The 26,840-nt window shown below is 62.9% G+C and carries 23 protein-coding genes; 11 read left to right on the plus strand and 12 right to left on the minus strand.

The features are described from left to right. Positions 1-32 precede the first annotated feature (32 nt). The 6 genes from AC07VG_RS29585 to AC07VG_RS29610 all read left to right on the plus strand — a co-directional run bounded on the left by AC07VG_RS29585 (position 33) and on the right by AC07VG_RS29610 (position 6,099). A complete protein-coding gene (locus tag AC07VG_RS29585; RefSeq protein ID WP_495004628.1) occupies positions 33-1,412 on the plus strand; it encodes a M16 family metallopeptidase in 1,380 nt (459 codons plus the stop codon). Positions 1,413-1,501: 89 nt separating this feature from the next. Beyond that, on the plus strand, positions 1,502-2,518 hold the full coding sequence (locus AC07VG_RS29590) for a DUF5924 family protein (RefSeq protein ID WP_495022356.1): 1,017 nt from the start codon (positions 1,502-1,504) through the stop codon (positions 2,516-2,518). A 78-nt stretch (positions 2,519-2,596) separates the two neighbouring features. Beyond that, positions 2,597-3,730, plus strand: coding sequence for an ABC transporter permease (locus AC07VG_RS29595; protein WP_495004630.1), 1,134 nt, complete (start codon positions 2,597-2,599; stop codon positions 3,728-3,730). After that, complete coding sequence (locus AC07VG_RS29600; RefSeq protein WP_495004631.1) at positions 3,727-4,530, plus strand: ABC transporter ATP-binding protein; 804 nt, start codon at positions 3,727-3,729, stop codon at positions 4,528-4,530. The genes AC07VG_RS29595 and AC07VG_RS29600 overlap by 4 nt, the downstream gene beginning before the upstream one ends. Before the next feature lies 1 nt (position 4,531). Then, on the plus strand, positions 4,532-5,470 hold the full coding sequence (locus tag AC07VG_RS29605; protein WP_495022357.1) for an MlaD family protein: 939 nt from the start codon (positions 4,532-4,534) through the stop codon (positions 5,468-5,470). Further along, positions 5,467-6,099: an ABC-type transport auxiliary lipoprotein family protein gene (locus tag AC07VG_RS29610; protein ID WP_495022358.1), complete on the plus strand. Its 633-nt coding sequence runs from the start codon at positions 5,467-5,469 to the stop codon at positions 6,097-6,099. The genes AC07VG_RS29605 and AC07VG_RS29610 overlap by 4 nt, the downstream gene beginning before the upstream one ends. 139 nt (positions 6,100-6,238) lie before the next feature. Here AC07VG_RS29610 and AC07VG_RS29615 read toward each other — a convergent pair whose 3' ends face one another. The 4 genes from AC07VG_RS29615 to AC07VG_RS29630 form a co-directional block, all read right to left on the minus strand. Beyond that, positions 6,239-7,468, minus strand: a complete 1,230-nt coding sequence (locus tag AC07VG_RS29615; protein WP_495004634.1) for a nucleoside recognition domain-containing protein — start codon at positions 7,466-7,468, stop codon at positions 6,239-6,241. A 214-nt stretch (positions 7,469-7,682) separates the two neighbouring features. Next, positions 7,683-9,014: a glutamate/aspartate:proton symporter GltP gene (gene gltP / locus AC07VG_RS29620; protein WP_495004635.1), complete on the minus strand. Its 1,332-nt coding sequence runs from the start codon at positions 9,012-9,014 to the stop codon at positions 7,683-7,685. 529 nt (positions 9,015-9,543) lie between these two features. After that, positions 9,544-9,708, minus strand: coding sequence for a DUF1328 domain-containing protein (locus AC07VG_RS29625; RefSeq protein WP_100940022.1), 165 nt, complete (start codon positions 9,706-9,708; stop codon positions 9,544-9,546). Positions 9,709-9,797: 89 nt separating this feature from the next. Continuing rightward, positions 9,798-10,079, minus strand: a complete 282-nt coding sequence (locus AC07VG_RS29630; protein WP_495022359.1) for a hypothetical protein — start codon at positions 10,077-10,079, stop codon at positions 9,798-9,800. A 449-nt stretch (positions 10,080-10,528) separates the two neighbouring features. Here AC07VG_RS29630 and algB point away from each other — a divergent pair, with 449 nt between their 5' ends. Both algB and AC07VG_RS29640 read left to right on the plus strand, forming a co-directional pair. Beyond that, a complete protein-coding gene (gene algB, locus AC07VG_RS29635; protein ID WP_495004637.1) occupies positions 10,529-11,875 on the plus strand; it encodes a sigma-54-dependent response regulator transcription factor AlgB in 1,347 nt (448 codons plus the stop codon). A gap of 10 nt (positions 11,876-11,885) precedes the next feature. After that, the gene (locus AC07VG_RS29640; RefSeq protein ID WP_495004638.1) at positions 11,886-13,664 is read left to right on the plus strand and encodes an ATP-binding protein; all 1,779 of its coding nucleotides are present in this window, start codon (positions 11,886-11,888) and stop codon (positions 13,662-13,664) included. 12 nt (positions 13,665-13,676) lie between these two features. Here AC07VG_RS29640 and AC07VG_RS29645 read toward each other — a convergent pair whose 3' ends face one another. From AC07VG_RS29645 to AC07VG_RS29675, 7 genes are all read right to left on the minus strand, one after another. Beyond that, a complete protein-coding gene (locus tag AC07VG_RS29645; RefSeq protein WP_495004639.1) occupies positions 13,677-15,290 on the minus strand; it encodes an EAL domain-containing protein in 1,614 nt (537 codons plus the stop codon). Between the two features lie 76 nt (positions 15,291-15,366). Further along, positions 15,367-16,146, minus strand: coding sequence for an N-acetylmuramoyl-L-alanine amidase (locus AC07VG_RS29650; RefSeq protein WP_495004640.1), 780 nt, complete (start codon positions 16,144-16,146; stop codon positions 15,367-15,369). Between the two features lie 240 nt (positions 16,147-16,386). Beyond that, positions 16,387-18,579 (minus strand): GGDEF domain-containing protein, encoded by a 2,193-nt coding sequence (locus AC07VG_RS29655; RefSeq protein WP_495004641.1) that lies wholly within the window; start codon positions 18,577-18,579, stop codon positions 16,387-16,389. 17 nt (positions 18,580-18,596) lie between these two features. After that, complete coding sequence (locus tag AC07VG_RS29660) at positions 18,597-19,457, minus strand: endonuclease/exonuclease/phosphatase family protein (protein WP_495004642.1); 861 nt, start codon at positions 19,455-19,457, stop codon at positions 18,597-18,599. A gap of 10 nt (positions 19,458-19,467) precedes the next feature. Beyond that, positions 19,468-20,112 carry a thiol:disulfide interchange protein DsbA/DsbL gene (locus AC07VG_RS29665; protein ID WP_495004643.1) on the minus strand — a complete coding sequence of 215 codons (645 nt, stop codon included), beginning with the start codon at positions 20,110-20,112 and terminating at the stop codon, positions 19,468-19,470. Positions 20,113-20,319: 207 nt separating this feature from the next. Continuing rightward, positions 20,320-20,925, minus strand: coding sequence for a c-type cytochrome (locus AC07VG_RS29670; RefSeq protein WP_495004644.1), 606 nt, complete (start codon positions 20,923-20,925; stop codon positions 20,320-20,322). A 45-nt stretch (positions 20,926-20,970) separates the two neighbouring features. Next, positions 20,971-21,261 carry a c-type cytochrome gene (locus AC07VG_RS29675; RefSeq protein WP_495004645.1) on the minus strand — a complete coding sequence of 97 codons (291 nt, stop codon included), beginning with the start codon at positions 21,259-21,261 and terminating at the stop codon, positions 20,971-20,973. A gap of 189 nt (positions 21,262-21,450) precedes the next feature. On the opposite strand from AC07VG_RS29675, the gene yihA reads away from it, so the two are divergent. Continuing rightward, entirely contained in the window at positions 21,451-22,095 is a 645-nt protein-coding gene (gene yihA, locus AC07VG_RS29680; RefSeq protein WP_495004646.1) for a ribosome biogenesis GTP-binding protein YihA/YsxC, read from the plus strand. A gap of 447 nt (positions 22,096-22,542) precedes the next feature. Here yihA and polA read toward each other — a convergent pair whose 3' ends face one another. Next, positions 22,543-25,362, minus strand: a complete 2,820-nt coding sequence (polA, locus tag AC07VG_RS29685) for a DNA polymerase I (RefSeq protein ID WP_495004647.1) — start codon at positions 25,360-25,362, stop codon at positions 22,543-22,545. 74 nt (positions 25,363-25,436) lie between these two features. Here polA and AC07VG_RS29690 point away from each other — a divergent pair, with 74 nt between their 5' ends. Continuing rightward, entirely contained in the window at positions 25,437-25,727 is a 291-nt protein-coding gene (locus AC07VG_RS29690; RefSeq protein WP_495004648.1) for a DUF2782 domain-containing protein, read from the plus strand. A 56-nt stretch (positions 25,728-25,783) separates the two neighbouring features. Beyond that, positions 25,784-26,734, plus strand: coding sequence for a homoserine kinase (locus tag AC07VG_RS29695; RefSeq protein ID WP_495004649.1), 951 nt, complete (start codon positions 25,784-25,786; stop codon positions 26,732-26,734). The last annotated feature ends 106 nt before the right edge of the window (positions 26,735-26,840 follow it).

Consider the following 26,840-nt stretch of genomic DNA (forward strand, 5'->3'; position numbering starts at 1 on the left):
GCGTGTAGGAACCCGCCTTCGGAAAAATGGTTATGCGTTGCCTGCTGTTCGCCTGCCTGTTGCTCAATACCCTGCACGCCGCCGCCCTCGATCGCTTCCAGGTCGAGGGTTATCAATTGCCCAACGGTCTGCAACTGCTGCTCAAACCCGGCAGCGAACGCGGCCACGTGGCGATTCGCTTGGTGGTGGGCGTCGGTTTCGACGATTTCTCCTGCGCCGACAAGGAACTGCCGCACCTGCTTGAACACTTGTTGTTCAGCGGCGTCGATGCCAGCGGCGAAGGCGGGCTGGAGGAGCGCATGCAGGCCCTGGGCGGCGAATGGAACGCCTACACCAGCAACGCCGACACCACCTTCGTGATCGAGGCCCCCGCCGCGAACCAGCGCAAAATTCTCGACCTGCTGCTGGAGCTACTCACCCGCACCGAGCTCAGCGACAGCGCCATCGCCGCCGCCAAGCAGGTGGTGGAGCGCGAGGAGGGCGGCCATTACTCGCATTTGCAGCGCTGGCTGGACCGCCAGGACCTCGGTCACAGCGCCAGCAACCAGTTGGCCGTGGAGCTGGGACTCAAATGCGCCGAGCGCGCCGATGTCCAGCACCTGACCCGCGAACAGTTGGAGGCCGTGCGCAAGAACTGGTACGCGCCGAACAACATGACCCTGATCATGGTCGGCGAACTCGATCGCCTGCTCCCGGCGTACCTGGACCGGGCCTTCGGCGCGCTGGAGCCGATTGAACCGAATGACCACCCGCCACTACCGGAAATCCATGACCGGGCCGCCGCCGCGCAACGCGACCTGCCACGCGGCTGGGTCGGCAACGGGGCGAAAATCCACTGGTTGTTCCCGGAGCCGGCCTTGGACGGCTTGCCCGACGAAACCCTCGACCTGCTCAAGGATTATCTGGATTGGGCGCTGTATCGCCACTTGCGCCTGGACCACGCCCTGTCCTATGGGCCGTGGAGCGAACGCGAAGTACTCGGCGACGTCGGCTTCTTCAGCGTCAACGCCGATGTCGAACGCGATAACCTGGACGGCGCCCGGCAGGTGCTCGAGCAACTCAGGGCACGCCTGCTCAAGGACGGGCTCGATCCGGACACCTTCGCCCGCCTGCAACAGGCCGCCATCGCCCGCCAGGCCTGGGCGGTGCAGGGCAACAGCGCCCTGGCCGATTATTACTGGGGGGCGCTGGGCGATTATGAGGACGGCCGTTTTGCCGACCCGGCCCAGGCCCTGCGCGCGGTGACACTGGCCGATGCCAACCAGGCACTGCGCCAACTGTTCAAGCAGCCGGGTTACCTGCGGGTCGAAAAGCCATTGCTCAGCGATGAGCAACTGATTGGCCTGGGGGCTGCCCTGGCGGGCTTGTTGCTGATGGGGCTGCTGGGCTGGCGGGCTTATCGACAACGCTAGGCCATAAGAAGGCCATCACTGACACGACTAATCCGGCCTGAGACGGTATTGTGTCGCGATCTTTCAATCGCCCGACTGTGAACCGCCGAATGCCGAACTGGACCCTGCATATCCAACGCCTCCTCGCACTGATGAAGCGTTATCCAGGGGTCATTGCCGCCTACGGGTTCTGCTCGGGCATCGCCAGTTTCATCCTGGTCGATCGCCAGCAGGGCATGGCCAGTTGGGTCGCGGTGATCCTGCTGGTGAGCTGGCTCTGGCTGATGCTGGAGAACGTCTTCACGCAGTTTTTCAGCCGGGTGTTCAACCGTGATATCCCCGAGCCGCTGCTGCGTTATGCAACACAGCTGATCCACCAGGAAAGCCTGTCCTTCGTCCTGCCGTTCTTTTTCATCACCACCACCTGGAACAGCGGCCAACTGGTGTTTACCGGCCTGCTCGGCGCGGCGGCGCTGGTCTCGATCATCGACCCGCTGTACTACGGTTGGCTCTCGCCGAAACGCTGGCTGCTGCTGGGGCTGCACACCCTGACCCTGTTCGCCGCGTTGCTCACTGCCCTGCCGATCATCCTGCACCTGACCACCGCCCAGAGTTACCAACTGGCCCTGGGCGCCGCCCTGTTGTTGTCGATCCCCAGCCTGGCGGTGAGCCTGCCACTGCGCAGCTTGCGCGGCTGGTTGATGCTGATCGGCGTAACCCTGGCGATTGGCAGCGCCGGCTGGTTCCTGCGCTCGTGGGTGCCGCCGGCCACCTTGTGGATGAGCGAAGTCGCGGTGACCACCGAGTTGCAGGACCGCACCCCGGGCGAGGGCCTCGACGAGGTCACTACCAGTCAGGTGCGCAAGGACGGGCTCTACGCCTACACCGCAATCAACGCACCGCGCGGGTTGGACGAGCGGATCTACCATGTCTGGCAGTTCAACGGCCGCGAGGTCGACCGCATCGCCCTGGAGATCCATGGCGGGCGCAAGGAAGGTTATCGCGCCTGGTCGCACAAACAGAACTTCCCGGCCGATCCCACCGGCGACTGGCAGGTTCGGGTACTCACCGAGGACGGCCAGATGCTCGGCGTGCTGCGCTTCGAGGTGAAGGACGCGCCTCACTAGAGATCAGGGGCAAGATCGTGCTATTACAGAGGCCAGTATCAATGTCTGTTAAGCACGGAGCTTTCAATCATCAGCGCAATGGCCGGCACCGCCCACCTGGATACCTCGAGCAGTCCCGCGCGCCTGCGGATCAGTGGTGACTGGACGCTGGCCCATTATGCCGACCTGAAACAACGTGCCGCCTACCTGATCGGGCAGTACGACGCCAGCACCGACATCGACCTCAATGACCTCGGCGCCCTCGACACCGCCGGCGCATCCTTGCTGGTGGAGCTGCTCGGCGCCGAACGCCTCGGCCGTTCGGCCGAGCACCCGGACTGCCACATCAGTGCCGCCGACCGGGCCCTGCTGCACACCGTGTTTTGCTCGCTGGCGGATTTCTGCGAACCGCTGCGCGAGCCTGAAGAAGCGGCAGGTATCCAGCTGCTTGAGCGCATCGGCCGGGCCGTCGATGCCGTCTGGCAAGACACCCTGCAATTGCTCGGTTTTATCGGCCTGATCCTTGAGACCCTGGCCCGGGGGATTTTCAACCCGCGGCGCTGGCGCATGACCGCGACCGTTGCGCATATCGAGCAGACCGGCCTGGATGCCGCCCCGATCGTTGCCCTGCTGACCTTCCTGGTGGGCGCCGTGGTGGCCTTTCTCGGGGCCACGGTGCTGAAAAGCTTCGGTGCCAGTATCTTCACCGTCGACCTGGTGGCCTTCTCTTTCCTGCGTGAATTCGGCGTGCTACTCACCGCCATCCTCATGGCCGGCCGCACCGCCAGCGCCTTCACCGCGCAGATCGGCTCGATGAAGGCCAACGAGGAAATCGACGCCATTCGTACCCTGGGCCTCGACCCCATGGAGTTGCTGGTGCTGCCGCGGGTCCTGGCCCTGCTGATCGCCCTGCCGATGCTGACCTTCCTGGCGATGCTCTGCGGGATTGTCGGCGGCGGCGTGGTCTGCGCCTTGTCGCTGGGGATCTCGCCGGCGATGTTCCTGTCGCTGTTGCAGGCCGATATCGGCGTCCAGCATTTCCTCGTCGGCATGGTCAAGGCACCGATCTTCGCCTTCCTGATCGCCGCCGTCGGTTGCCTGGAAGGCTTCAAGGTCAGCGGCAGCGCCGAGTCGGTCGGCGCCCACACCACCTCCAGCGTGGTCCAGTCGATCTTTATCGTGATCGTGCTGGATGCCGTCGCCGCGCTGTTCTTCATGGAGATGGGCTGGTGAGCCGGCCGCCACGCGCGCCCAGCGAGGCGGTGATCGAGGTGCGCGGGCTGGGCAATCGTTTCGGCAGCCAGAGCGTCCACGAAAACCTCGACCTGGACCTCTACCGAGGTGAGATTCTCGCCGTGGTCGGCGGTTCCGGCAGCGGCAAGTCGGTGCTGCTGCGTAGCATCGTCGGTCTGCGCAAACCCAGCGAGGGCAGCGTGCGGGTGTTCGGCCAGGACCTGCGCAGCCTCTCGGAACAGGCGCGCTCCCAGGTCGAACGGCGCTTCGGCGTGCTGTTCCAGAAGGGCGCACTGTTTTCCTCGCTGACCGTCACCGAGAACGTCGCCCTGCCGCTGATCGAGCACGCCGGCCTCAGTCGTCGCGATGCCGAGCACCTGGCGGCGGTCAAGCTGGCCCTGGCCGGCCTGCCACTGTCCGCCGCCAACAAATACCCGGCCTCGCTGTCCGGCGGCATGATCAAACGCGCCGCCCTGGCCCGGGCCCTGGCGCTGGACCCGGATATCCTGTTTCTCGACGAACCCACCGCCGGCCTCGACCCCATCGGCGCGGCAGCCTTCGACCAACTGATCCTGACCCTGCGCGATGCCCTCGGCCTGAGCGTGTTCCTGGTCACCCACGACCTCGACACGCTCTACACCATCACCGACCGGGTCGCGGTGCTGGCGCAGAAACAGGTGCTGGTGGCCGATGCCATCGACCGGGTCGCCGACACCGACGATCCGTGGATTCACGAATACTTCCATGGCCCGCGTGGCCGCGCCGCATTTGACGCGGTAACCCCGCACAAGGAGGGATGAAATGGAAACCCGCGCCCATCATGTGATGATCGGCCTGTTCAGCGTGCTGGTGGTCGTGGCCGCGTTGCTGTTCGGCCTGTGGCTGGCCAAGTCCAGCGTCGACACCGCGTTCAAGGACTATGAAGTGGTGTTCAACGAGGCGGTCAGCGGCCTGTCCAAGGGCAGCCCGGTGCAGTACAGCGGGATCAAGGTCGGTGACGTGCTGCAACTGAGCCTCGACCCGAAGGACCCGCGCCGGGTGCTGGCGCGTATCCGTCTGGCCGGCGACACACCGATCAAGGAAGACACCCGCGCCAAGCTGGCCCTGACCGGTATCACCGGCACCTCGCTGATCCAGCTCAGCGAAGGCACGCCGCAGAGTCCCGAGCTCAGGGGCAAAGACGGCAATCTGCCGCAGATCATCGCCTCGCCATCGCCGATCTCGCGCCTGCTCAATGACAGCAACGACCTGATGAGCGGGATCAATCTGCTGCTGCACAATGCCAACGAGATGTTCTCGCAGAAAAACGTCAGCCAGGTCAGCCAGACCCTGGAAAACCTCCAGCAGGCCACCGGGGCCATCGCCGGCCAACGCGACGATATCCGCCAGACCCTGAAACAGATGACCCAGGTCAGCAAGCAGGTCAGCGCCACCCTGGAACAGACCAGCGCGCTGATGCGCAATGCCAATGGCCTGCTCGACAACCAGGGCAAGCAGGCCTTCGGCAACGCCGAGCGGGCCATGCAGTCCCTGGAGCAGAGCAGCGCCACCCTCAACACATTGCTGAGCAACAACCAGGACTCGGTCAACAGTGGCTTGCAGGGCTTGAATGAACTGGCCCCAGCGATCCGTGAGCTGCGTGACACCCTCAGTTCCCTGCGCGCGATCTCCAAGCGTCTGGAAGCCAACCCCAGCGGCTACTTGCTGGGCCGTGACAAGAACAAGGAATTCAGCCCATGAGGCGTGCCCCTCGTGTATTGAGCCAGCTTACCCTGGTCGTCGGCCTGGCCTTGAGCGGCGCCTGCTCGATCCTGCCGCAGGCGGACCCGGCGGATGTCTATCGCCTGCCGACCGCGCAGAACAGCGTTCCGGCGCCCAACAGCCTGCCGGTCAATTGGTCGCTGCGGATTGCCAAGCCGATTGCCAGTGACGCCCTGAACAACCCGAATATCGCCGTGGTCCCCCAGGGCGACCTGATCAGCCACTACAAGGCCTCGCGCTGGAGCGATCCGGCGCCGGTGCTGCTGCGCAACCGGATCCTCGATGCCTTCCAGCGCGACGGCCGGGTGCGCCTGCTGAGTACCGACGACAGCAACCTGCAGGCGGATTTCGAGCTGGGCGGCGAGTTGCAGGCGTTCCAGAGCGAGTACCGGGGGCAGGGGGCCGAGGTGGTGATCCGCTTCGATGCGCGGCTGGTCCGTGGGATTGATCAACGGATCCTTGCCAGCCGGCGCTTTGAAGTGCGCCAGCCGATCAGCGACAAGCAGGTGCCTGGCGTGGTCGAGGGCTTCGGCCGGGCGGGTGACAAGCTGATGGTGCAGTTGATCGACTGGGCGGTGCGGCAGGGCGAGGATTCGGCTAAACGCTGAGGCCGCCATCGCCGGCAAGCCAGCTCCTACAAGGATCCGGGCTTGCCGATAGATTGCGGCCAGACACCGTACCGTGGGAGCCGGCTGCCGGCGATGGCGGCGGTGAGTCTTGCCACGCAACCACAGGCAAGCGCAGGTTTCAGCCAAAGAACCAGTAGCACACCCCGATCGCCGCCAGCACCCCGGCCAGCTCCGCCAGCAAGGCGCAGCCCACCGCGTGTCGCGCGCGCTGGATATTCACCGCGCCGAAATACACCGCCAGCACGTAGAAGGTGGTTTCGGTGCTGCCCTGAATGGTCGCCGCCGCCAGCGCCGGGAAGCTGTCCACACCCTGGGTCTTCATGGTTTCGATCAACACGGCCCGGGCAGCGCTGCCGGAAAACGGCTTGACTATCGCCGTGGGCAGCGCATCGACGAAACGGCTGTCCCAACCGAGCCACTGCACCAGGTGGCGAATGCCGTCGAGGCCGAAATCCAGCGCCCCGGACGCCCGCAACACGCCGATCGCGCAGAGCATCGCCACCAGGTACGGCAACAGGTTCTTCGCAACATCGAAACCCTCTTTCGCCCCTTCGACGAACGCCTCGTAGACCTTCACCTTACGCAACGCGCCGACGACCAGGAACAGCATGATCAGGCCGAACAGCGTCAGGTTGCCGAGGATCGACGACAGACTGGCCAGCGCCGTGGCCGACAGCCCGGCCAACAGCGCCATGAAACCGCCGAGGATCAACGCGCCGGGCACCAGGTAGGCCAGCACCACCGGGTCCCACAGGCGCAGGCGCTGCATCACCGCCACCGACAGCAGGCCGACCAGGCTCGAGGCGCAGGTGGCCAGCAGGATCGGCAGGAACACCAGGGTCGGGTCCGCCGCGCCTTGCTGGGCGCGGTACATGAAGATGGTCACCGGCAACAGGGTCACGGCCGAGGCGTTGAGCACCAGGAACAGGATCTGTGCGTTGCTCGCCACGGTCTGGCTGGGGTTGAGCTCCTGCAGGGAACGCATGGCCTTGAGGCCGATGGGCGTGGCGGCGTTGTCCAGACCCAGGGCGTTGGCGGCCAAGTTGAGGGTGATCAGGCCGATGGCCGGGTGATCCCGTGGCACCTCCGGCATCAGGCGGCTGAACAGCGGCCCCAGGGCCTTGGCCAGCCAGTCGACGATCCCGGCCTTTTCGGCGATGCGCAGAAAGCCGAGCCAGAGGGTCAGAGTGCCGAACAGCAAGACCATGACCTCCACCGAGAGCTTGGCCATGGCGAAGATGCTTTCCACCATCGCGGCGAAGATCGCGTGGTTTCCGCCCACTATCCATTGCGCCAGCGCCGAGACGGTCGCCACCACGAAAAAGCCAAGCCACAGGCCATTGAGCATCGGGAAAACTCCTTGAAGATGCGGCGAATGATAGCGGTCGGGCCAGAAACAACAAACCCCGGAAAGTCCGGGGTTTGTCTAGCGGGCTGGAAATACGCCGAACCTGTGGGAGCGGTGCTTGCCCGCGAAGCTTTTTAGCGTTCTCACAGGCTTCTTCGCGAGCAAGCGCTGCTCCCACAAGAACAGCGCCGCTTCCACACCAAAGGCAAGCCGGTCAGCCCCTGGAAGCCTCACCCACCGGCAGCGGCTCCTTGCTGCGCCAGTGCGGCAGGGAGTTCCAGTAGCGCTCGCCCTTGGCATCGTCGTACATGCCTTCCCAACGGGAAACCACCAGGACGGCCAGGGCATTGCCGATCACGTTCAACGCGGTCCGCGCCATATCCATCACCCGGTCGACACCGGCGATAAAGGCCAGGCCTTCCAGCGGAATACCGACACTGCCCAGGGTCGCCAGCAACACCACGAAGGACACGCCCGGTACCCCGGCAATCCCCTTGGAGGTGACCATCAGGGTCAGCACCAGCAGCAATTGCTGGCCGATGGACAGGTCAATGCCATAGAGCTGGGCAATGAAGATCGCCGCGATGCTCTGGTACAGGGTCGAACCGTCGAGGTTGAAGGAGTAGCCGGTCGGCACCACAAAGCTGCAAATGGCTTTCGGCGCGCCGTAGGCTTCCATCTTCTCGATCACCCGTGGCAACACGGTTTCGGAACTGGCGGTGGAATAGGCCAGCACCAACTCATCCTTGAAGATGCGCATCAGCTTGATCACCGAGAAGCCGAACAGCCGGGCCACCAGGCCGAGCACGGCAAAGGCGAAGAACAGGATGGCCGCGTAGACCAGCAGCACCAGCTTGGCCAGCGGCAGCAGCGAGGCGAAGCCGAAGCTGGCGACGGTCACCGCGATCAGGGCGAACACACCGATCGGCGCGTAGTTCATGATCATGTGGGTGACCTTGAACATGCTTTCCGAGACGCCCTGGAACATCTTCACCAGCGGGTCGCGCAACTCGGCCTGCAGGCTCGACAGACCGAGGCCGAAGAGGACCGAGAAGAAGATGATCGGCAGCATTTCGCCGCGGGCCATGGCGGCAAAGATATTCGATGGAATCAGGTTGAGGATGGTCTCGATAAACGCATGCTCATGCTGCACTTCGGCGGCGGTGGCCTTGTACTTGGAGATATCCACGGTGCCCAGGGTGCTCATGTCGATGCCGGAACCCGGGTGGAACACGTTGGCCAGCAGCAGGCCGACCACAATGGCGATGGTGGTGACGATCTCGAAGTAGATGATGGTCTTGAGGCCAATGCGCCCCAGCTTCTTGGCATCGCCGACCCCGGCAATGCCGACCACCAGCGAGGAAATGACAATCGGGATGACGATCATCTTGATCAGGCGGATAAAAATATCGCCTGCCGGTTGCAGCACGTTGCTGATCCACCAGGCCTTCTCGGCACTGAAATGGTTGAGCAGCGCGCCCACTGCGATCCCCAGTACCAGACCGATGAGGATCTGCCAGGCGAGGCTGAGCTTTGCCTTCTTCATGTCGTTACCCTTGCTTCAAGTGGAGTCGGACAGAAGCCCCTCACCGTTGCATTTACGCAGGTCAGGTGGCGGCAGCTGCCCCCCATGGAAGGTCATCGCCCACCAGCCTGATGGCTTTTTGGCAGGCGAAAAAAGGCGCAACTATTCCCATGCAAGGGGGGGACGTCTAATGCCGTAAACGCCTACCCTATGCCGAATCGGCATGAGCTTTGTTCAAAAATACGACTGTTTTGCCTTCCGACAGCAGGACATTTCAGCCGAAAAAAGTGCCGTAAACCGGCCATTTCAAAGCATTTTTTCCTCTGCGCCCCAAGAGTGAATCCAGGCCAAATAAGTAGAAAAGTCCTACGAATTCAATCGGAAACAATGAGGGAATCAGCAGGGTATTTCTAGACGTACGGTCACGTCCAAACAAGCGAGCCCGTGAAAGTGCCACTTAATGTCAGAACGACATAGGATTAAAGCGGCAAACGGTTGTCTTGTCGCGGCAGGAACCGCCGCCCCACGGCAGGGCGGCTACGGCTCATGGTCAACCTCGACCGCGGCGTCCGAACAGGAAGGAAACCACGAACATCACCAGGAATACGACAAACAGGATCTTGGCGATACCCGTAGCCGTACCGGCGATGCCACCAAAGCCCAATACCGCGGCGACAATGGCAATGATCAGGAATGTGACTGCCCAGCTCAACATGGTGATTCTCCTCAACTTACGAGTTTTTGGATGCCGCCTTTACTGCTCAGGGCAATAGTCGGTCTGTCGTCCGAGCGCCCGGCTATTGCCTAGAACACCCAGCGCTGCTGCAGCGATTCGTCAGGCACCTGGGCTTGATCGACCGATGTCAGACGGTAGGCGGCAGGGTCGCCGATGCTGGCGCCAACAGCACTGAAATGGGTTTGTTGCAGGGTATGCTCGGGCAGGCGCGGGGCCTGGACGCTGGCCTGGTTCCAGCGTTGCAGCTGCTGGCCGGCAATCAGCGTGACCAGCAGCGCCAGTACGGCAAACAATCCTTGCTGCAGGTGCAGTGGCGAAAGATGGCGATGGGCGGCACGTGGGCGATTCATCCTGAAACTCCTCCGACACAAGGGTGATTGTTCCAGGGCAGGGGGAGATGAACCGGCCCGACCACTGTGAACGCTCTTGGGAGGAGTGTTGCAGCCTGCATGCCAGCTTTTTTATTATAAAAATATTAATAAAATCAATAAGTTGAAAAAATTATCGCATTGATGAGCGCGCATCCTGCACGACGCCCATCCTACGATCGTGCGTATTGCACGATGAATCCGTAGGAAAGAACCTAAACTCACGAATAAAGAGTAAGAAAATCAGTAGGAATTAGCTGGGAGCCCAGCTGTCGGAAGCAAAGAGCTTAAAAAATTCCCCAAATCAGCGGGTTAGTAATCAGGCGCAGAGACCGTTACCCTGCTTGTTATCGGGTCAATCAGAAGCAGCTCTATAACGTGCCGGATTTTTCCGGGACAGCCTGGAAACTTTTACTAAAGGAGCATGGGATATGGAATCTGCCACGGAACATCAAGGCCGTATTCTGCTGGTGGATGATGAGTCCGCCATCCTTCGCACCTTTCGCTATTGCCTGGAAGACGAGGGCTACACCGTCGCCACGGCGAACAGTGCGGCCCAGGCCGACAGCCTGTTACAGCGCCAGGTCTTCGACCTGTGCTTCCTCGACTTGCGCCTCGGCGAGGACAACGGCCTCGATGTGCTCGCCCAGATGCGTATCCAGGCGCCCTGGATGCGTGTGGTGATCGTCACCGCCCACTCCGCCGTGGACACCGCGGTCGATGCCATCCAGGCCGGTGCCGCCGACTATCTGGTCAAGCCGTGCAGCCCCGACCAACTGCGCCTGGCCACGGCCAAGCAACTGGAAGTGCGGCAACTGTCCGCCCGCCTCGAAGCCCTCGAAGGTGAAGTGCGCCAGCCCAAGGACGGCCTGGACTCCCACAGCCCATCGATGATGGCCGTGCTGGAAACCGCTCGGCAGGTGGCCAGCACCGATGCGAACATTCTGATCCTCGGCGAGTCCGGTACCGGCAAGGGCGAACTGGCCCGCGCCATCCACGGCTGGAGCAAACGGGCGAAGAAGTCCTGCGTGACCATCAACTGTCCGTCGCTGACCGCCGAGCTTATGGAAAGCGAGCTGTTCGGCCACAGCCGAGGGGCCTTCACCGGCGCCAGCGAAAGCACCCTGGGCCGGGTCAACCAGGCCGATGGCGGCACCCTGTTTCTCGACGAGATCGGCGACTTCCCCCTGACCCTGCAACCCAAGTTGCTGCGCTTTATCCAGGATAAGGAATACGAGCGAGTGGGCGATCCGGTGACCCGACGGGCCGATGTGCGGATCCTCGCCGCCACCAACCTCAACCTCGAAGACATGGTCCGCGACGGACGTTTTCGCGAGGACCTGCTCTACCGTCTGAACGTCATCACCCTGCACCTGCCCCCCCTGCGCGAGCGCAGCGAAGACATCCTGATGCTCGCCGATCGTTTCCTCGCGCGCTTCGTCAAGGAGTACGCGCGGCCGGCCCGCGGCTTCGGCGACGAAGCCCGCGAAGCTCTGCTCAACTACCGCTGGCCGGGCAATATCCGCGAGTTGCGCAACGTGGTCGAACGCGCCAGCATCATCTGTCCCCAGGAGCGCGTGGAGATCAGCCACCTGGGCATGGCCGAGCAACCGACCAACAGCGCTCCGCGTATCGGCGCCGCCCTGAGCCTGGACGAACTGGAAAAAGCCCATATCGGCGCCGTACTGGCCACCAGCGATACCCTCGACCAGGCGGCCAAGACACTGGGCATCGACGCTTCGACGCTGTACCGCAAACGCAAACAGTACAACCTGTGAGTCACACACCATGAAACTCACGATGAAGCTGCGCACCCGGCTCTTCCTGAGTATTTCGGCGCTGATCACCGTCGCCTTGCTCGGGCTGATGCTCGGCCTGGTCAGCGTGATGCAGATGGCCAATACCCAGGAGTCACTGGTCAGCGACAACTTCATCACCCTGGACCTGGGCCTCAAGCTGCGCCAAAGCCTGGGCGACCAGTTGCTCCTGATGCTCGGTGACAAACCCGACCAGACCGCGCTCGAGGCCTCGCGCGAGCACTACCTGCAACTGCTCCACGAAGGCATCGAGCATGAGCAGAGCAGCGACGTACGCAGTGGCTTTGCCCAGGCACGGATCGACTACGAACTGTTCCTCCAGGCCTTCGCCCACTCGCGCGACGGCAGCGGCAGCACCGAGGAGCTCACCAATCGCTTCAACGTCCTGCGCAACGGCCTGATCGCCGAGCACAAGCAGGCGCTGGACAACATCAGCTCGACGGAAACCAACGCCCGCGAGCGGGCGCTGCTGGTGGCCGGGCTGCTGGGGTTTGTCGGGCTGGCGGTGCTGATCATCGGTTTTATCACCGCCCACGGCATTGCCCGGCGTTTCGGTGCGCCGATCGAGGCCCTGGCCGAGGCGGCGGACCACATCGGCCAGGGCAACTTCGAAGTGACCCTGCCGACTTCCTCGGCCGTCGAGATGAACCTGCTGACCCGACGTTTCGGCATCATGGCCGAGGCCCTGCGCCAGCATCAGGCAACCAACATCGACGAATTACTGGCTGGCCAGCAACGCTTGCAGGCCGTGCTCGACAGCATCGACGACGGGCTGCTGATGATTGACCGCGAAGGCCGCCTGGAACACCTCAATCCGGTAGCCCAACGGCAACTGGGCTGGGACGGCGACCGTCTGGGCCAGGGCCTGGGCGCGGCCCTGCAACGGCCCGAGCTGGACGCGCAACTGCACTTGATCCTGCGCGGGGCCAGTCTGGAACGGGCGCCGGAAGACCTTGAGGTCGAGGTCGAAGGCGAGTCGCGCCTGCTGACCTACAGCTTGACCCCGGTCAGTCATACCCAAGGCCATATTCTCGGCGCGGTGATGGTGCTCCACGACGTCACCGAACAGCGCGCCTTCGAGCGGGTGCGCAGCGAGTTCGTCCTGCGCGCCTCCCACGAGCTGCGCACGCCGGTTACCGGCATGCACATGGCCTTCGGCCTGTTGCAGGAGCGCGTGCATTTCGACAGCGAATCGCGGGAAGCGGACCTGTTGAACACAGTCAACGAAGAAATGCTGCGGCTGATGCAATTGATCAACGACCTGCTGAATTTCTCCCGTTACCAGAATGGCCTGCAGAAGCTGACCCTGCTGCCCTGCGACATCGAGACACTGCTCGAAGCCTGCCGCCTGCGCTTTGCCGAACGGGCCCTGACCCAGGGCATCGACCTGCAGGTCGAACTGCAGCCGCCCTTGCCGCGCCTGCCGGCCGACCAACCGCAACTGGAGCGCGTGCTCGATAACCTGCTGGACAATGCCCTGCGCCATACCCCCCGAGGCGGGCAGATTCGCTTGCAGGCCCGGCGCCATGGCGAGCGGGTCATCATCAGCGTCGAGGACAACGGCGAGGGCATTGCCTATGGGCAACAGGGCCGCATCTTCGAACCCTTCGTCCAAGTCGGCCGCAAGAAAGGCGGCGCCGGCCTGGGCCTGGCCCTGTGCAAGGAGATCGTGCAATTGCACAGCGGGCGCATGGGCGTGTATTCAAGGCCGGGACAGGGCACGCAGTTCTACATGGCATTGCCGCTCTAGCGCTCCCACGGCCTAGGCTTCATTGTCCAGCCGGCGCGAGGCCAGGCGTCGACCGCGCGTGATCAGTTCGACGAACTGCACCGCCGTCAGCGCCTGGGCGAACAACCAACCCTGGCCGTAATTGACCCCTTCGCTGCTCAGCAGCAAGGCCTGGTGCTCGTACTCGATGCCCTCGGCGATCACCCGCAAATGCAGCGCATGGGCCATACGGATGATATGCGGCGCCACGCCACTGCTGGCGGCGTCATGACCCAGAGCATCGATAAAGGCCTTGTCGATCTTCAGGCAGTCCACCGGCAGGGTTTGCAGATAAGCCAGGCTGCAATAGCCGGTACCGAAGTCGTCGATCAACACCTGATGACCGACATTGCGCAGGGCCTGCAAATTGTCCCGGGCCACCACCACGTCGATCAGCCCGCGCTCAGTCACTTCGAAAGCGATCTGCCGAGCGCTGACCCGGTGCGCCCGCAACAGATCGGCAATCACCTCACCGATACGTGGCACCATGACATCGCAGGCTGCCAGGTTCACCGAGATATACAGCTGCGGATTGGCCCGCAACAGGTGCCCCAGCTGCTCGAGCAAGCGTTGCAGGACGAAATCGGTGATCTGGCGGATCTGCCCGGTATTTTCCGCCAGGGGGATGAACAGGTCGGGGCTGGTCAGCGTGCCATCCGGCCGGCGCCAGCGGATCAAGGCTTCGGCGCCCACGCAATGGCGGCTGCCGAGCTCGAAGATCGGTTGATACAGCACCTGGAACTCACCCCGCCGCAACGCCCCTTGCAGTTCGCCGTTGAGCGACTGGCGCTGGCGGGCCAGTTGCAAGGTCAGGCCACCGATGCAGAAGGCAATCAGCAGGCTCACCGAGAGCAGCCACCACCACAGCGGGTCGATCGGCAGCGGCCTGGCCCCGCGCGGGGCCACCATCACCAACTGGTATTCCGGGGTACGGGTGGGCATGCGATAGATCAATTCATTCGGCGTGATCACCAGCGGGTCGCGCCCCTTCGGCGGCCAGCCAAGGGGTGGCCAGGTTTGCGCCGGCCCCAGCACCGGAATCGCCCGCCGACCACGGTCGACCACCACCAGCAGGCTGGCCCCCGGCGGCAGTTCCACCACATCGCTCAGATGCCCACGGGAGGTGGACACCCGGAAGTGACCGCGTCCGAGCATCAGGGTGGCCAGGTTGTCATTGGGTTGGGTCGAGGTATTGAGCCAATAGCTGTAGGTCGGCCCGCGCATATCCGGCCCCCGCAAGGGCATGTGGGCCTCTCGGTTCGGCCAGTTGGAGCAGGACTGGACGGCGTCGACATAGAAGGCTTCGGAGATAAACCGGTAGTTGAAGCTCAGTTGCTGCAAGGTGTCGATCATCTCCGGGCTGCAGTCCCGCAAGGGCTGGGCCTCCAATTGGTCGAGCCCCTCGCGTAGCTGCCCGAAAAGCTGCTCCAGGCGCGCCAGGAAACGTTGTCCCTGGGCATTCATCTGCTCGCTTTCGTGCTGCCTGACCTGGTGCATCGCCACCCCCAGGCTACCGGCCAACAACAGGGCGATACTGAGCAGGGCCGCCAGCAATGCCAGCGACCAGGGACGATGGAACCAGGTACGCAACGTCTCACGAGCCGGCATCAGCGAATTTCCGAAGACTTACCAATGAGTTATAGCAACAGATTGGCGAGTTGGCGCTGACCGTCCGGCGGTGACGCTATTTTGACTGGTTCAGTACCTGGAGGATCGCGGCACTTTGCGCATCCGGCAGGCCGTCGAAGCGTGTCGGGCGGAAGTGCATCTGGAAAGCCGCCAGCACATGGCGCGTGGCAACATCCAGTTCGCCGGTCTGCGGCGTGGCATAGCCCAGGCGCATGAGCTGCTGCTGGAACCAGGTGATGCTCGGCAGTTGCGCGACGTAGGCACCTTGCAACCCGGCGACCGCCTGTTCGTCAGGCCATACGCCGAGACCCTCCGCTGCCAGGCGCTTCCAGGGCATCAGCGGGCCCGGGTCCTGCTTGCGCAGCGGCGCGATATCGCTATGGCCGATCACGTTGCGCGGCTCGATATGGTTGCGTTTGACGATGTCCTTGAGCAGCACCACCAGGGCCTGGATCTGGGCTTCGCTGTAGGGGTACCAGACACGCCCGGCGGGTGTGTCGCGGAAACCCGGGTTGACGATTTCAATGCCAATGGAGCTGGAGTTCAGCCAGGTACGCCCCAGCCATTCGCTTTCCCCGGCGTGCCAGGCGCGCTGACTCTCGTCCACCAGCTTGTAGAGGGTGGCGCGGGGGTCGTCGCCGATCAGGTAATGGCTGCTGACCTGGCCATGGGTCAGCAATCTCAGCGAGTTTTCCATATTCGCCGAGGTGTAATGGAGGATCACGAACTGCACGCGGTTGTCGTAGTTGACCGAAGGGTGACTGGTGTCCAGTCGCGGAGCGCTGGCGCAGCCCGCCAGCAACAGGATCGAAAGAAGGAGAGGGAGCAGTTTCATGGCGGTGGCAACAAACGAAGACAGTAATTTGACAGCATAACGTACTGGCCGGCCCAGCAGCGGCCAATACACTGTTACCTGATGCAACCTGGAGTACCCTCCTGACCCTGGACCTACCCCTTCAGTCAACGCGATCACTGTAGGAGCCAGCTTGCTGGCGATGAGGCCCGCAAGCCTAGCATTGGCCTTGCGGACGCCATCGCCAGCAAGCCGGCTCCTACAAGCACGTGCGTCTTGTACTCAGCCCTGCTCGACACGATTGCGCCCGGCATTCTTGGCCCGGTAAAGCGCCTCATCGGCTCTTTTCAGCGCATGATCGCTGCGCTCACCGGTCTTGAGCGCCGACAACCCGACCGACACGGTGATCGTCACGCGCTCGCCCTTGAAGTGGAACGGACACGCCTCGATCGCCGCGCGCAAGGCGTCGGTCAGCTTGAGCCCGGCGCTGATCGAGGTATTGGGCACCAACAGGACGAACTCCTCGCCGCCGAAACGGGCAATGAAGTCACTGGGACGCAGACGCTTGCGCAACTCGCCGGCAATGATCTTCAACACTTTGTCGCCGGCCAGGTGACCGTAGTTGTCGTTGATCCGCTTGAAGTGGTCGAGATCGAGCATGGCGATCAGCAGGGTGTTGCCATGCTGCTGCCACTGCGCCATCTCATGCTCCAGGCGCTCGCTCCAGGCCGCCCGATTGGGCAGGCCGGTCAGCGGGTCGACCAGGGCTTTCTGACGCTGCTCCTCGAGGTGATCACGATAGCCCTGGGCCTCCTGCTCCATGTGCGCCACGCGCTCGGCCAGGCTCTGCAAGCGCACGGCGACTTCCTGCTCGCGGATCGCTCGTTGCTGCTGGTGCTGGTCCATGGTGCCGAGCAAACCTTCAAGGCGGTTTTCCAGGATGTGCTTGAGGCTGTCCAGGTCCGCGGCATCCTGCACGCTGCTTTGCAGGCTATCGACATGCTCGCGCAGTTGGCTGTGCAACTCGTTCGCCGCCGTACGCCCTTCGGCATGCCCGGCACTCGCCGCTTGCAGGTTGCTCTGGAACGACTCCAGGCGTTCGTTGAGCTGCTTGAGGTAGATCTGGAAGTCGTGTTGACCGCTGTCGTTGATCGCCAGCATCAACACCGCCAGATCGTCGAGGATCGGCAGCAACTCGTACCAGTTCAGCCCATGTTCTAGCCGGTGGCGCATGGCCTCGGCATGCGCCTGGTGACGCTCGGGCAGGGTCAGGTCATTCAGCAGGCCCAGCAACGTCGACTCGATATGCTCGGCCACCGAGCTGTAGGACGGCTCTGGGGATTCGGGTAAGGCAAACAGCACATCCGGCTCCGGATACTCCGGGTCGACGGCCGCCAGCGCTTCAGCCATCACTGCGGGTAATGGCAGGCTGTCGATAAACACCGTAGGCACGGGATGCACCGTCGGGGCCGGCGCTTCTGGCGCGGCGGCCGCCTCGACGACCGGCGCGGGCACCAGGCTGGGCCCGGCAGCCAGTACCGAGGGGTGTTCATCTTCGCTCGCCGGGACCACGGACGGCGCTGCGCAAACCGCCTCGGCGACAACAGCCGACGGCTCCAGCTGCACCACCGGTGGCGCATAGGCCACCGCTTCGACAGGCTTGGCGGCGGCCAGCGGCTCGGGCTCGATAGCCGGTGTCGGTACTGGCCGAGGCGCTTCGGGCTCGGCTGACGCGGTGGCCTCAACCGGGGCGGCGGGCGGAGCCGCTGTCGCGATGGCAGGTGCCACTACCGGTACAGGTGCTGTGGGTGCGGGTGCGGGTGTATGAACAGGCTCCGATACCTGAACCCCGGGCTCGCGCGCCATGGGTTCGGCCGCGTGGGCTGGAACCTCTTCGACAGCGGAGGGCGGAACCGACGGCTGGCCCGGGCGGGTTTCTTGCGTCGCCTCCTTGCCGCCGAACAGCCGTTGCAACAGACCCGGGCGACCCGGCTCGACCGGCTGCTCAAGCTGGGTCAATGCCTTGCCTTGCAGACCACTGAGCTCGCTGAGCAGCAAGGGGATTTCCCGCGCCTGACCAACACGCCCCTCAAGCTGCTTGGCGAAGTTCTTCAGCGGCCGCCTGACTTCACGGGACAGCGGCAGGGATTGCAGCTGGGTCACCAGTGAGGTCAACGCGCTGCTCACCTGCTCGGCGCGAGTCTCACGACGCTGTTCGGAGTCGAGCACGGCCTTTTCCAGCCGGGGCAACAAGGCCGCGAGCGCTGCGTCCATATCGTCGCTACGCACGATATCGCGCATTTCCTTCATGCACAGGTCAACCGCGCGGTCGGTCCCTTCCGCCGCCAGCGTGCTGCGCACCAGCCCACGGCGAAGCAGGTCCAGACGGGCGTCCCAGCGACGCTCGAGCTTTTCCTGTTGTTCGATGCTTTTAAGGTATTTCTCTTTCCAGCGTTCGACTTCTTCGCTGCTCATGCCGGTGTCCGCGAGATTTAGCTACTCAAGGCCGGCAACGTATCAGAACCGATGGAACCTGGCAGACGAATTTCGACCGCCACCGGCAAATGGTCGGAAATAGGTTGGGCCAGCACCTCAACTCGCTCCAGCGTCAGACTGGGGCTGAGCAGAATGTGGTCCAGGCAACGTTGCGGACGCCAGCTGGGGAAAGTGGCTTCCACCTGCGGTGCGAGCAAGCCGAGGTCACGTAAAGGCGAGTGTAGTAGCAGGTCGCTGGCATGGGTGTTCATGTCGCCCATCAGCACCAGGTGCCGAAAGCCGCCAATCAACTCGCGGACATAAGCCAGTTGCCGGGTACGGGCCCGCGCCCCCAGGGCCAGGTGCATCATCACCACCACCAAGGCCTCCGGGCCCTCGCCAAAGCGCACGAGAATGGCCCCGCGGCCGGCGGGCCCCGGCAACGGATGATCCTCGATCGCCGAGGGCCGCAAACGGCTCAGCACCCCATTGCTGTGCTGGGCCAGGCGCCCGAGGTTGCGATTGAGTTGCTGGTACCAGTAGGGAAAGGCACCGAGCTGGGCCAGGTGCTCGACCTGATTGATGTAGCCAGAACGCAGGCTGCCACCATCGGCCTCCTGAAGGGCCACCAGGTCGAAATCGGCGAGCAGGCCGCCGATTTTCTGCAGGTTGTCCGCCCGCCCCGTGGCTGGCAACAGGTGCTGCCAGCCACGGGTCAGGTAATGTCGATAACGCTGGGTGCTGATGCCCACCTGGATATTGAAACTGAGCAGGCGCAGGCGGTTGTCCACCGGCAGCCCAGTGCTCTCCAGGTGACGCTCGTTGACCTTGGGTTCATGCAGGCCAACAAGACGCTCCGTCCCCCAGCGCCCGATCACGGCGGCGGCCTTACTTGGCCGCCGTCATGGCTGCCCGCTCCTTGGCGATCAACTGATCGGCGACATTCAGCGCGGCCTCGGGACCACCGGTGGTGCCGAGGTCGAAGCGGTATTTGCCGTTGACGATCATGGTCGGTACGCCGGAGATACCGTACTGTTCAGCCAGGTCCTTGGCCTTTTTCATCTGGCCCGTGATCGCGAACGATTTGAAGGTATCGAGGAACTTCTGCTTGTCGACGCCCTGGGTGGCGAGGAAATCGGCCATCTCTTCAGGCTGGGTCAGCTTGTGGGTTTTCTGCACTTCTTCGAACACCGCCTTGTGCACACGGTTTTCCACACCCATGGCTTCGAGGGTCAGGAACATCTGGCCGTGAGCGTTCCAGGGGCCGCCGAAAATGGCCGGGATACGCACGAAGTTGACATCGCTGGGCAGTTTCTCGGCCCAAGGATTGATGGTCGGTTCAAAGGCATAGCAATGCGGGCAGCCGTACCAGAAGAACTCGATCACCTCAATCTTGCCTGGGACGGCAACCTGCACCGGTTTTTCCAGCTCGACATAGGTCTTGCCGGCCTCAAGTGGTACATCGGCGGCCTGGGCCGTCATGCCAAACAAGCTGGCGGTGACGAGGGCGGCGCTGAGAATCAGATTACGCATGCTTTGCTCCTGGACATGGATAAGTGGCCTCAGACGCGACCTGTGACTCAGACAGACCGGGGCGGGCTCTAGTTCGATAATGAGTGTAACGGCAGCGGCCACAAAAAAGGGCGGCCAAGGCCACCCTTTTATCGTCGCAACAGCGGATTAATCGATCATTAACGTTGCCAAAGATGACAATCCGCCGCGCGCCTGAGCGTCAGAACCTCAGTGCAGGCCCTGTACGTAGCTGGAGACGGCTTCGATATCCTTGTTGCTCATCTTCGCGGCGATGCTCTGCATGATCTTGGTATCGCCGTCGTTGGTGCGGTTGCCTTCACGGAAATCGTTCAGCTGCTTGGCAACGTATTGCGCATGCTGGCCGCCCAGGTGTGGGAAGCCGGCGGCGGCGTTGCCCGCGCCATTGGGCGAGTGGCAACCGATGCAGGACGGCATGCCCTGGTCCAGCTTGCCGCCGCGGAACAACTCTTCACCGTGGGCCACGACCTTGGGATCGGCGGCGCCGACGCTGCCTTGCTGGCTGGAAAAGTAGGCGGCGATATCGGACAGGTCCTGATCGCTCAGGTTGGTTAGCAGTCCGGTCATTTCCAGCACGGTGCGCTTGCCCGACTTGATGTCCTGCATCTGCTTGGTCAGGTAGCGTTCGCCCTGGCCGGCCAGTTTCGGAAAGTTGGGGGCCATGCTGTTGCCATCGGGCCCGTGGCAGGCTCCGCAGACAGCGGCCTTGGCCTGACCGGCCTTGGCATCGCCAGCGGCCTGTGCCAGGCCTGTGATCCCCAGGGTCAACAGCAGACTCACGATCAGTTTGTTCATCAGCTAATCCAACTACGGCTAAGGGTTAAGAGTTATGGACCGGGCTTACTCGCTCATCCACTGGATGATGCTTCGGTAATCCTCGGTACTGCAGTCCATGCACAAACCACGCGGCGGCATCGCCTTGAAACCCTGGGTCACGTGTTGCACCAGCGTCTCCATACCTTGCGCCAATCTTGGCTTCCAGGCCACCTGGTCACCCTTTCGAGGGGCCATCGGCAGCTGTCCGGCATGGCAGGCACCACAAACACGGTTGTACACGGCCTCCGGATCCTGTGTAGCCTGCGCGCTGCAAAGCGGCATCAAGAGTCCGGCGGCCAGCAGCCATTGGGTCATAAATGACCTTCTCAGGGTTGGGGACGTACCGCGTTCTACTGCACGGCCTAGGTCTATCGCCCCCGTGGGCTTTATCCTGTGTAGGGACAAAGCACACACAAAATCTGCGGCATTATATACTGGCGCTACTGAAACGGAAACGACACTGCTGCCGCGTCCATCCCCGGCACCGCCCACATCGGAAATCCCATGCAACTCAAGAACCCCATTCTCGGCCTGTGCCAACAGTCCACCTTCATGCTCAGCGCCGCCAAAGTCGACCAGTGCCCGGACGACGAAGGATTTGAAGTGGCCTTTGCCGGCCGTTCCAACGCTGGCAAATCCAGCGCCCTCAACACCCTGACCCATGCGAGCCTGGCGCGCACCTCGAAAACCCCGGGTCGCACACAGTTGTTGAACTTCTTCAAGCTAGACGATGATCGGCGTCTGGTCGACCTGCCGGGCTACGGTTATGCAAAAGTTCCGATTCCGCTCAAGCTGCATTGGCAGCGTCACCTGGAAGCGTACCTGGGTGGCCGCGAGAGTCTGAAGGGCCTGATCCTGATGATGGATATCCGCCATCCGATGACCGACTTCGACCTGTTGATGCTCGATTGGGCGGTGGCCAGCGGCATGCCGATGCACATCCTGCTGACCAAGGCCGACAAGCTGACCTACGGCGCGGCGAAGAACACCTTGCTCAAGGTCCAGGCGGAAATCCGCAAGGGCTGGGGTGACACCATCAGCATCCAACTGTTCTCGGCACCCAAGCGCCAGGGCCTGGAAGAGGCCTACACGGTGTTGGCGGACTGGATGGAACTGGCGGACAAGGGTAGCGAAGCCGTAGCGGAATAAGCTTTTGAGGCCCGACAGACGTACACCAAACTGTCTGTGGTGCGCTCAGGCAAGACAAAAGCGCGGTGTGAAAGGCGAAGTTTACTGGCTGTAAATGAGTCTTTCACACCGCGCTTTTAACGCAGCATGAGCGTGCCACAGCCAGTTTGGGGGCAAAAAAAACCCCGGACTTCGTATGGGGAGGGGAAGTTCGGGGTCCAAGTTCCGAACCGCTAGGGCGGGGTCCGGAATATCTGCCAACACTTAACACAACATAGGAGCATCGAAGGGCTTCACCAGCCATTCAGTAACTCTGAGTGCCGTTTCGCCGATTTAGTTCCGAACATTTTCAAAAACTATTTGGCATAAGTGGCACCGATTCCGAAACCAATTGCCCTTCGATGGTGTTTTGCCGCGACGTCATATCGCGGCAAAAACCCTCTGTTGTGGTGCTTTCAGGTTCTGCGCTTAATGCGCCTCATCCCAGTTGTTGCCCACGCCCACGTCCACCAGCAACGGCACATCCAGCTGCACCGCGCCGCTCATATGGAGGCGAATCTTCTCGCTGACTTCCGCCACCAGGTCCTCACGCACCTCCAGCACCAGTTCATCGTGCACCTGGAGGATGACCCGGGCATCCAGAGCGGATTCGCAGAGCCAGTTATCCACCGCCACCATGGCTTTCTTGATGATGTCCGCCGCCGTGCCCTGCATCGGCGCATTGATCGCCGTACGCTCGGCGCCAGCACGCTCCTGGGGTCTGTTGGAGTGGATCTCCGGCAGGTACAACCGACGTCCGAACAGGGTCTCGACATAACCCTGCTCCGAGGCCTGGGCACGGGTACGCTCCATGTATTCGCGCACTCCCGGGTAGCGGGCGAAATACACGTCGATGTAAGCCTTGGCGGTCTTGGTGTCGACACCGATGTCCTTGCCCAGCTTCTGCGCGCCCATGCCATAGATCAGGCCGAAGTTGATGGCCTTGGCGCTACGGCGCTGGTCGGACGTGACCTCACCCAGCTCGACCTTGAACACTTCCGCCGCCGTCGCCGTGTGCACGTCGAGGTTGTGGCGGAAGGCATTGAGCAAGCCTTCGTCCTTGGACAAATGGGCCATGATCCGCAGCTCGATCTGCGAGTAGTCCGCCGACAGCAACTTGTAGCCCTTGGGCGCGACGAACGCCTGGCGAATCCGCCGCCCTTCAGCGGTGCGCACCGGGATGTTCTGCAGGTTCGGATCGCTGGAGGAGAGCCGCCCGGTGGCCGCCACCGCCTGGTGGTAGGAGGTGTGGATACGCCCGGTACGCGGGTTGATCTGCTCCGGCAGGCGATCGGTGTAGGTACTTTTCAACTTGCTCATGGAGCGGTACTGCATCAACACCTTGGGCAACGGATAATCGTCCTCGGCCAGCTTGGTCAGCACTTCTTCGGCCGTGGACGCCTGCCCCTTGCCGGTTTTCTTCAGCACCGGCAGGCCAAGTTTTTCGTAGAGGATCGCCCCCAATTGCTTGGGTGAACCGAGATTGAACTCCTCGCCGGCGATCGCGAACGCTTCGCGCTCCAGCTCCACCATCTTCTTGCCCAGCTCGAGGCTCTGCACCCCGAGCAACGCGGCATCCACCAGCGCGCCCTGGCGTTCGATCCGCGCCAGCACCGGCACCAGCGGCATTTCGATATCGGTCAGCACGCTGAGCAGGCTCGGCACAGCGGCCAGTTGCTCGTGCAAGGCCAGGTGCAGGCGCAAGGTTACGTCGGCGTCTTCGGCGGCATAAGGCCCGGCCTGCTCCAGGGCGATCTGGTCGAAGGTCAGTTGCTTGGCGCCCTTGCCGGCGATGTCCTGGAAGCTGACGGTGTCGTAGTCGAGGTACTTCTTCGCCAGGCTGTCCATATCGTGCCGCGTTGCCGTGGCATTGAGCACATAGGACTCGAGCATGGTGTCGAAGGCAATGCCGCGCACGCTGATGCCGCACGCCGGATCGCCGCCGATGGCGCAGTTGGCGAGGATATTCATGTCGAACTTGGCGTGCTGGCCGACCTTGAGCTTTTCCGGGTCTTCCAACAGCGGCTGCAAGGCCCGCAGCACGCTGTCGCGATCCAGTTGCTGCGGCACATCGAGATAGCAGTGGGTCAGCGGCACATAGGCGGCTTCATTGGCCTGCACGGCAAAGGAAACACCGACCAGTTGCGCCTGTTGCGCATCGATCCCGGTGGTTTCGGTGTCGAAGGCGAAGAGTTTCGCCTCCTTGAGCTTCTTCAGCCAGACATCGAAGCGGGCCTGGTCGAGGATAGTTTCGTACTGTGGCTCGCTGGGAGCCTCGACCACCGGCAGGGTCGCGGGCGCCGATTCGGCGTCGAAGAGCCCGGCGCTGTCCGCCACGGGTGCCGCAACCACCGCCAGCTCGATGCGCTTGGCTTCGCGCTGCAACTCGTCGATCCAGCTCTTGAACTCCAGCTCGGCGTACAGCTCGGCGAGTTTTTCCCGATCCGGCTCGCCCAGGTGCAGGTCGTCGAGGCCGATCTCCAGCGGCACATCGACCTTGATGGTCGCCAACTGGTAGGACAGGAACGCCATGTCCTTGTGCTCGAGCAACTTGGCCGGCAAGGTCTTGGCTCCGCGAATCGGCAGGTTCGGCACCTGGTCGAGCTGCTCGTAGAGCTCTTTCAAGCCGCCGTTGACCCCCACCAGCAGGGCCACGGCGGTTTTCTCACCAACGCCCTTGACCCCGGGAATGTTGTCGGAAGAGTCGCCCATCAGCGCCAGCAGATCGATGATCTGCTCGGGAGCGACGCCAAACTTAGCCTTCACGCCTTCCACGTCCATCGAGGTTTCGTTCATGGTATTGACCAGGGTAATGTGCCCGTCGACCAACTGCGCCATGTCCTTGTCACCGGTGGAAATCACCACCGGGCGGTCGGCCGCCGCACTGCTGCGGGCCAGGGTACCGATTACATCGTCGGCTTCCACGCCTTCCACGCACAGCAACGGGAACCCCAGGGCACGCACGCTGGCATGCAGCGGCTCGATCTGCACGCGCATATCATCGGGCATGCTCGGGCGATTGGCCTTGTAGTGGGCATACATTTCATCGCGAAAGGTTCCGCCCTTGGCGTCGAAGACCACTGCGAACGGGCTTTGCGGATACTGTTTGCGCAGGCTTCTGAGCATGTTCAGCACGCCCTTGACCGCTCCGGTGGGCAAGCCCTTGGACGTGGTGAGCGGCGGCATCGCGTGGAAGGCGCGATACAGGTAGGAAGAACCGTCCACCAGGACGAGAGGAGCTTGGCTCATGAGTACGATCAACCTTTTCGGCGGGTGCGGCGCTAGAATAGCCGGACCGTTGACGACAAAGGGACAAGGTTATCATGCGTAAACTCAATCGCCTGTTATTGGGCGGCCTGCTCGCGCTCACGCCGTTGGCCGCCATGGCCGCGTCGGATGCGCCTTCGGCCGAACCAGAAGTGACGATTCACACGGAAGGTGACAAAACGATCCAGGAATACCGGGTAAATGGCTTTCTGTACGCCATCAAGGTCACCCCCAAGGGTGGCAAACCCTACTTTCTGGTCCGTGCCGATGGTACTGATGCAAACTATATCCGCTCGGACCAACCGGATATGCTGATTCCCGCGTGGAAGATCTTCGAGTGGAAGTAAGCCCCTAACTTTAATCGGCGCCGCCTTGGGCGGCGCCCGTACTGGCAGTTTTAACCATGTCTGTGTTCACCCCCCTGGCTCGGCCTGAGCTGGAAACCTTTCTCGCCCCTTACGGGCTCGGTCGTCTGCTCGACTTCCAGGGAATTGCCGCCGGCAGTGAAAACACCAATTTCTTCATCAGCCTGGAGAAGGGTGAATACGTCCTGACCCTGGTTGAGCGCGGACCGGTGCAGGAAATGCCGTTCTTCATCGAACTGCTCGACGTGCTGCATGACGCCGACCTGCCGGTGCCCTATGCCTTGCGCACCACCGACGGCCAGGCCCTGCGCGAGCTGGCCGGCAAGCCGGCGTTGCTGCAACCGCGGCTGGCCGGCAAGCACATCAAGGTAGCCAATGCCCAGCACTGCGCCCAGGTCGGCGAGTTGCTCGGCCACCTGCACCTGGCGACCCGCAACCATATTCTCGAGCGCAAGACCGATCGTGGCCTGGACTGGATGCTCGAAGAGGGCGAGAAGTTGCAGTCGCACCTGGACGACGAGGCACGCGGCCTGCTGCAAGCGGCGCTGGAGGAGATTGGCCAGTACAAGGCGCAGATCCTCGCGCTGCCACGGGCCAACCTGCACGCCGACCTGTTCCGCGACAACGCGATGTTCGAAGGCACCCACCTGACCGGGTTGATCGACTTCTACAATGCCTGTTCCGGACCGATGCTGTACGACGTGGCGATCGCCTTGAACGACTGGTGTTCGGATGACGCCGGGGTGCTCGACGGGCAACGGGCCCGGGCCCTGTTGGGTGCGTATGCCGGCTTGCGGCCGTTCACCGCTGGCGAGGCCGAGTTGTGGCCGACCATGTTGCGGGTGGGCTGCGTACGTTTCTGGCTGTCGCGCCTGATTGCCGCCGAATCCTTTGCCGGGCAGGACGTGCTGATTCACGACCCGATGGAGTTCCAGCTGCGCCTGGCGCAGCGCCAGCAGGTCAACACCTCGTTGCCGTTCGCCCTCTGACCTGAAGAGCGCAAGATAACCTTGTGGGGGCGGTGCTTGTGTGGGAGCGGGGGGGGGGGGGGGGGGGGGGGGGGGGGGGGGGGGGGGGGGGGGGCGGGGGGGGGAG

This window comes from Pseudomonas sp. GW821-FHT03C07, from assembly GCF_059420925.1.

Excerpts from the sequence above, each read along its gene's own strand:
- AC07VG_RS29610 (WP_495022358.1), top strand. The coding sequence starts at position 5,467 with ATGAGGCGTGCCCCTCGTGTATTGAGCCAGCTTACCCTGGTCGTCGGC.
- AC07VG_RS29630 (WP_495022359.1), bottom strand. The coding sequence starts at position 10,079 with ATGAATCGCCCACGTGCCGCCCATCGCCATCTTTCGCCACTGCACCTG.
- AC07VG_RS29665 (WP_495004643.1), bottom strand. The coding sequence starts at position 20,112 with ATGCGTAATCTGATTCTCAGCGCCGCCCTCGTCACCGCCAGCTTGTTT.
- AC07VG_RS29595 (WP_495004630.1), top strand. The coding sequence starts at position 2,597 with ATGGCCGGCACCGCCCACCTGGATACCTCGAGCAGTCCCGCGCGCCTG.
- AC07VG_RS29690 (WP_495004648.1), top strand. The coding sequence starts at position 25,437 with ATGCGTAAACTCAATCGCCTGTTATTGGGCGGCCTGCTCGCGCTCACG.
- AC07VG_RS29625 (WP_100940022.1), bottom strand. The coding sequence starts at position 9,708 with ATGTTGAGCTGGGCAGTCACATTCCTGATCATTGCCATTGTCGCCGCG.
- AC07VG_RS29670 (WP_495004644.1), bottom strand. The coding sequence starts at position 20,925 with ATGAACAAACTGATCGTGAGTCTGCTGTTGACCCTGGGGATCACAGGC.
- algB (WP_495004637.1), top strand. The coding sequence starts at position 10,529 with ATGGAATCTGCCACGGAACATCAAGGCCGTATTCTGCTGGTGGATGAT.
- AC07VG_RS29590 (WP_495022356.1), top strand. The coding sequence starts at position 1,502 with ATGCCGAACTGGACCCTGCATATCCAACGCCTCCTCGCACTGATGAAG.
- polA (WP_495004647.1), bottom strand. The coding sequence starts at position 25,362 with ATGAGCCAAGCTCCTCTCGTCCTGGTGGACGGTTCTTCCTACCTGTAT.
- AC07VG_RS29640 (WP_495004638.1), top strand. The coding sequence starts at position 11,886 with ATGAAACTCACGATGAAGCTGCGCACCCGGCTCTTCCTGAGTATTTCG.
- AC07VG_RS29655 (WP_495004641.1), bottom strand. The coding sequence starts at position 18,579 with ATGAGCAGCGAAGAAGTCGAACGCTGGAAAGAGAAATACCTTAAAAGC.
- AC07VG_RS29585 (WP_495004628.1), top strand. The coding sequence starts at position 33 with ATGCGTTGCCTGCTGTTCGCCTGCCTGTTGCTCAATACCCTGCACGCC.
- gltP (WP_495004635.1), bottom strand. The coding sequence starts at position 9,014 with ATGAAGAAGGCAAAGCTCAGCCTCGCCTGGCAGATCCTCATCGGTCTG.
- AC07VG_RS29675 (WP_495004645.1), bottom strand. The coding sequence starts at position 21,261 with ATGACCCAATGGCTGCTGGCCGCCGGACTCTTGATGCCGCTTTGCAGC.
- AC07VG_RS29650 (WP_495004640.1), bottom strand. The coding sequence starts at position 16,146 with ATGAAACTGCTCCCTCTCCTTCTTTCGATCCTGTTGCTGGCGGGCTGC.
- AC07VG_RS29645 (WP_495004639.1), bottom strand. The coding sequence starts at position 15,290 with ATGCCGGCTCGTGAGACGTTGCGTACCTGGTTCCATCGTCCCTGGTCG.
- AC07VG_RS29615 (WP_495004634.1), bottom strand. The coding sequence starts at position 7,468 with ATGCTCAATGGCCTGTGGCTTGGCTTTTTCGTGGTGGCGACCGTCTCG.
- AC07VG_RS29605 (WP_495022357.1), top strand. The coding sequence starts at position 4,532 with ATGGAAACCCGCGCCCATCATGTGATGATCGGCCTGTTCAGCGTGCTG.
- yihA (WP_495004646.1), top strand. The coding sequence starts at position 21,451 with ATGCAACTCAAGAACCCCATTCTCGGCCTGTGCCAACAGTCCACCTTC.
- AC07VG_RS29695 (WP_495004649.1), top strand. The coding sequence starts at position 25,784 with ATGTCTGTGTTCACCCCCCTGGCTCGGCCTGAGCTGGAAACCTTTCTC.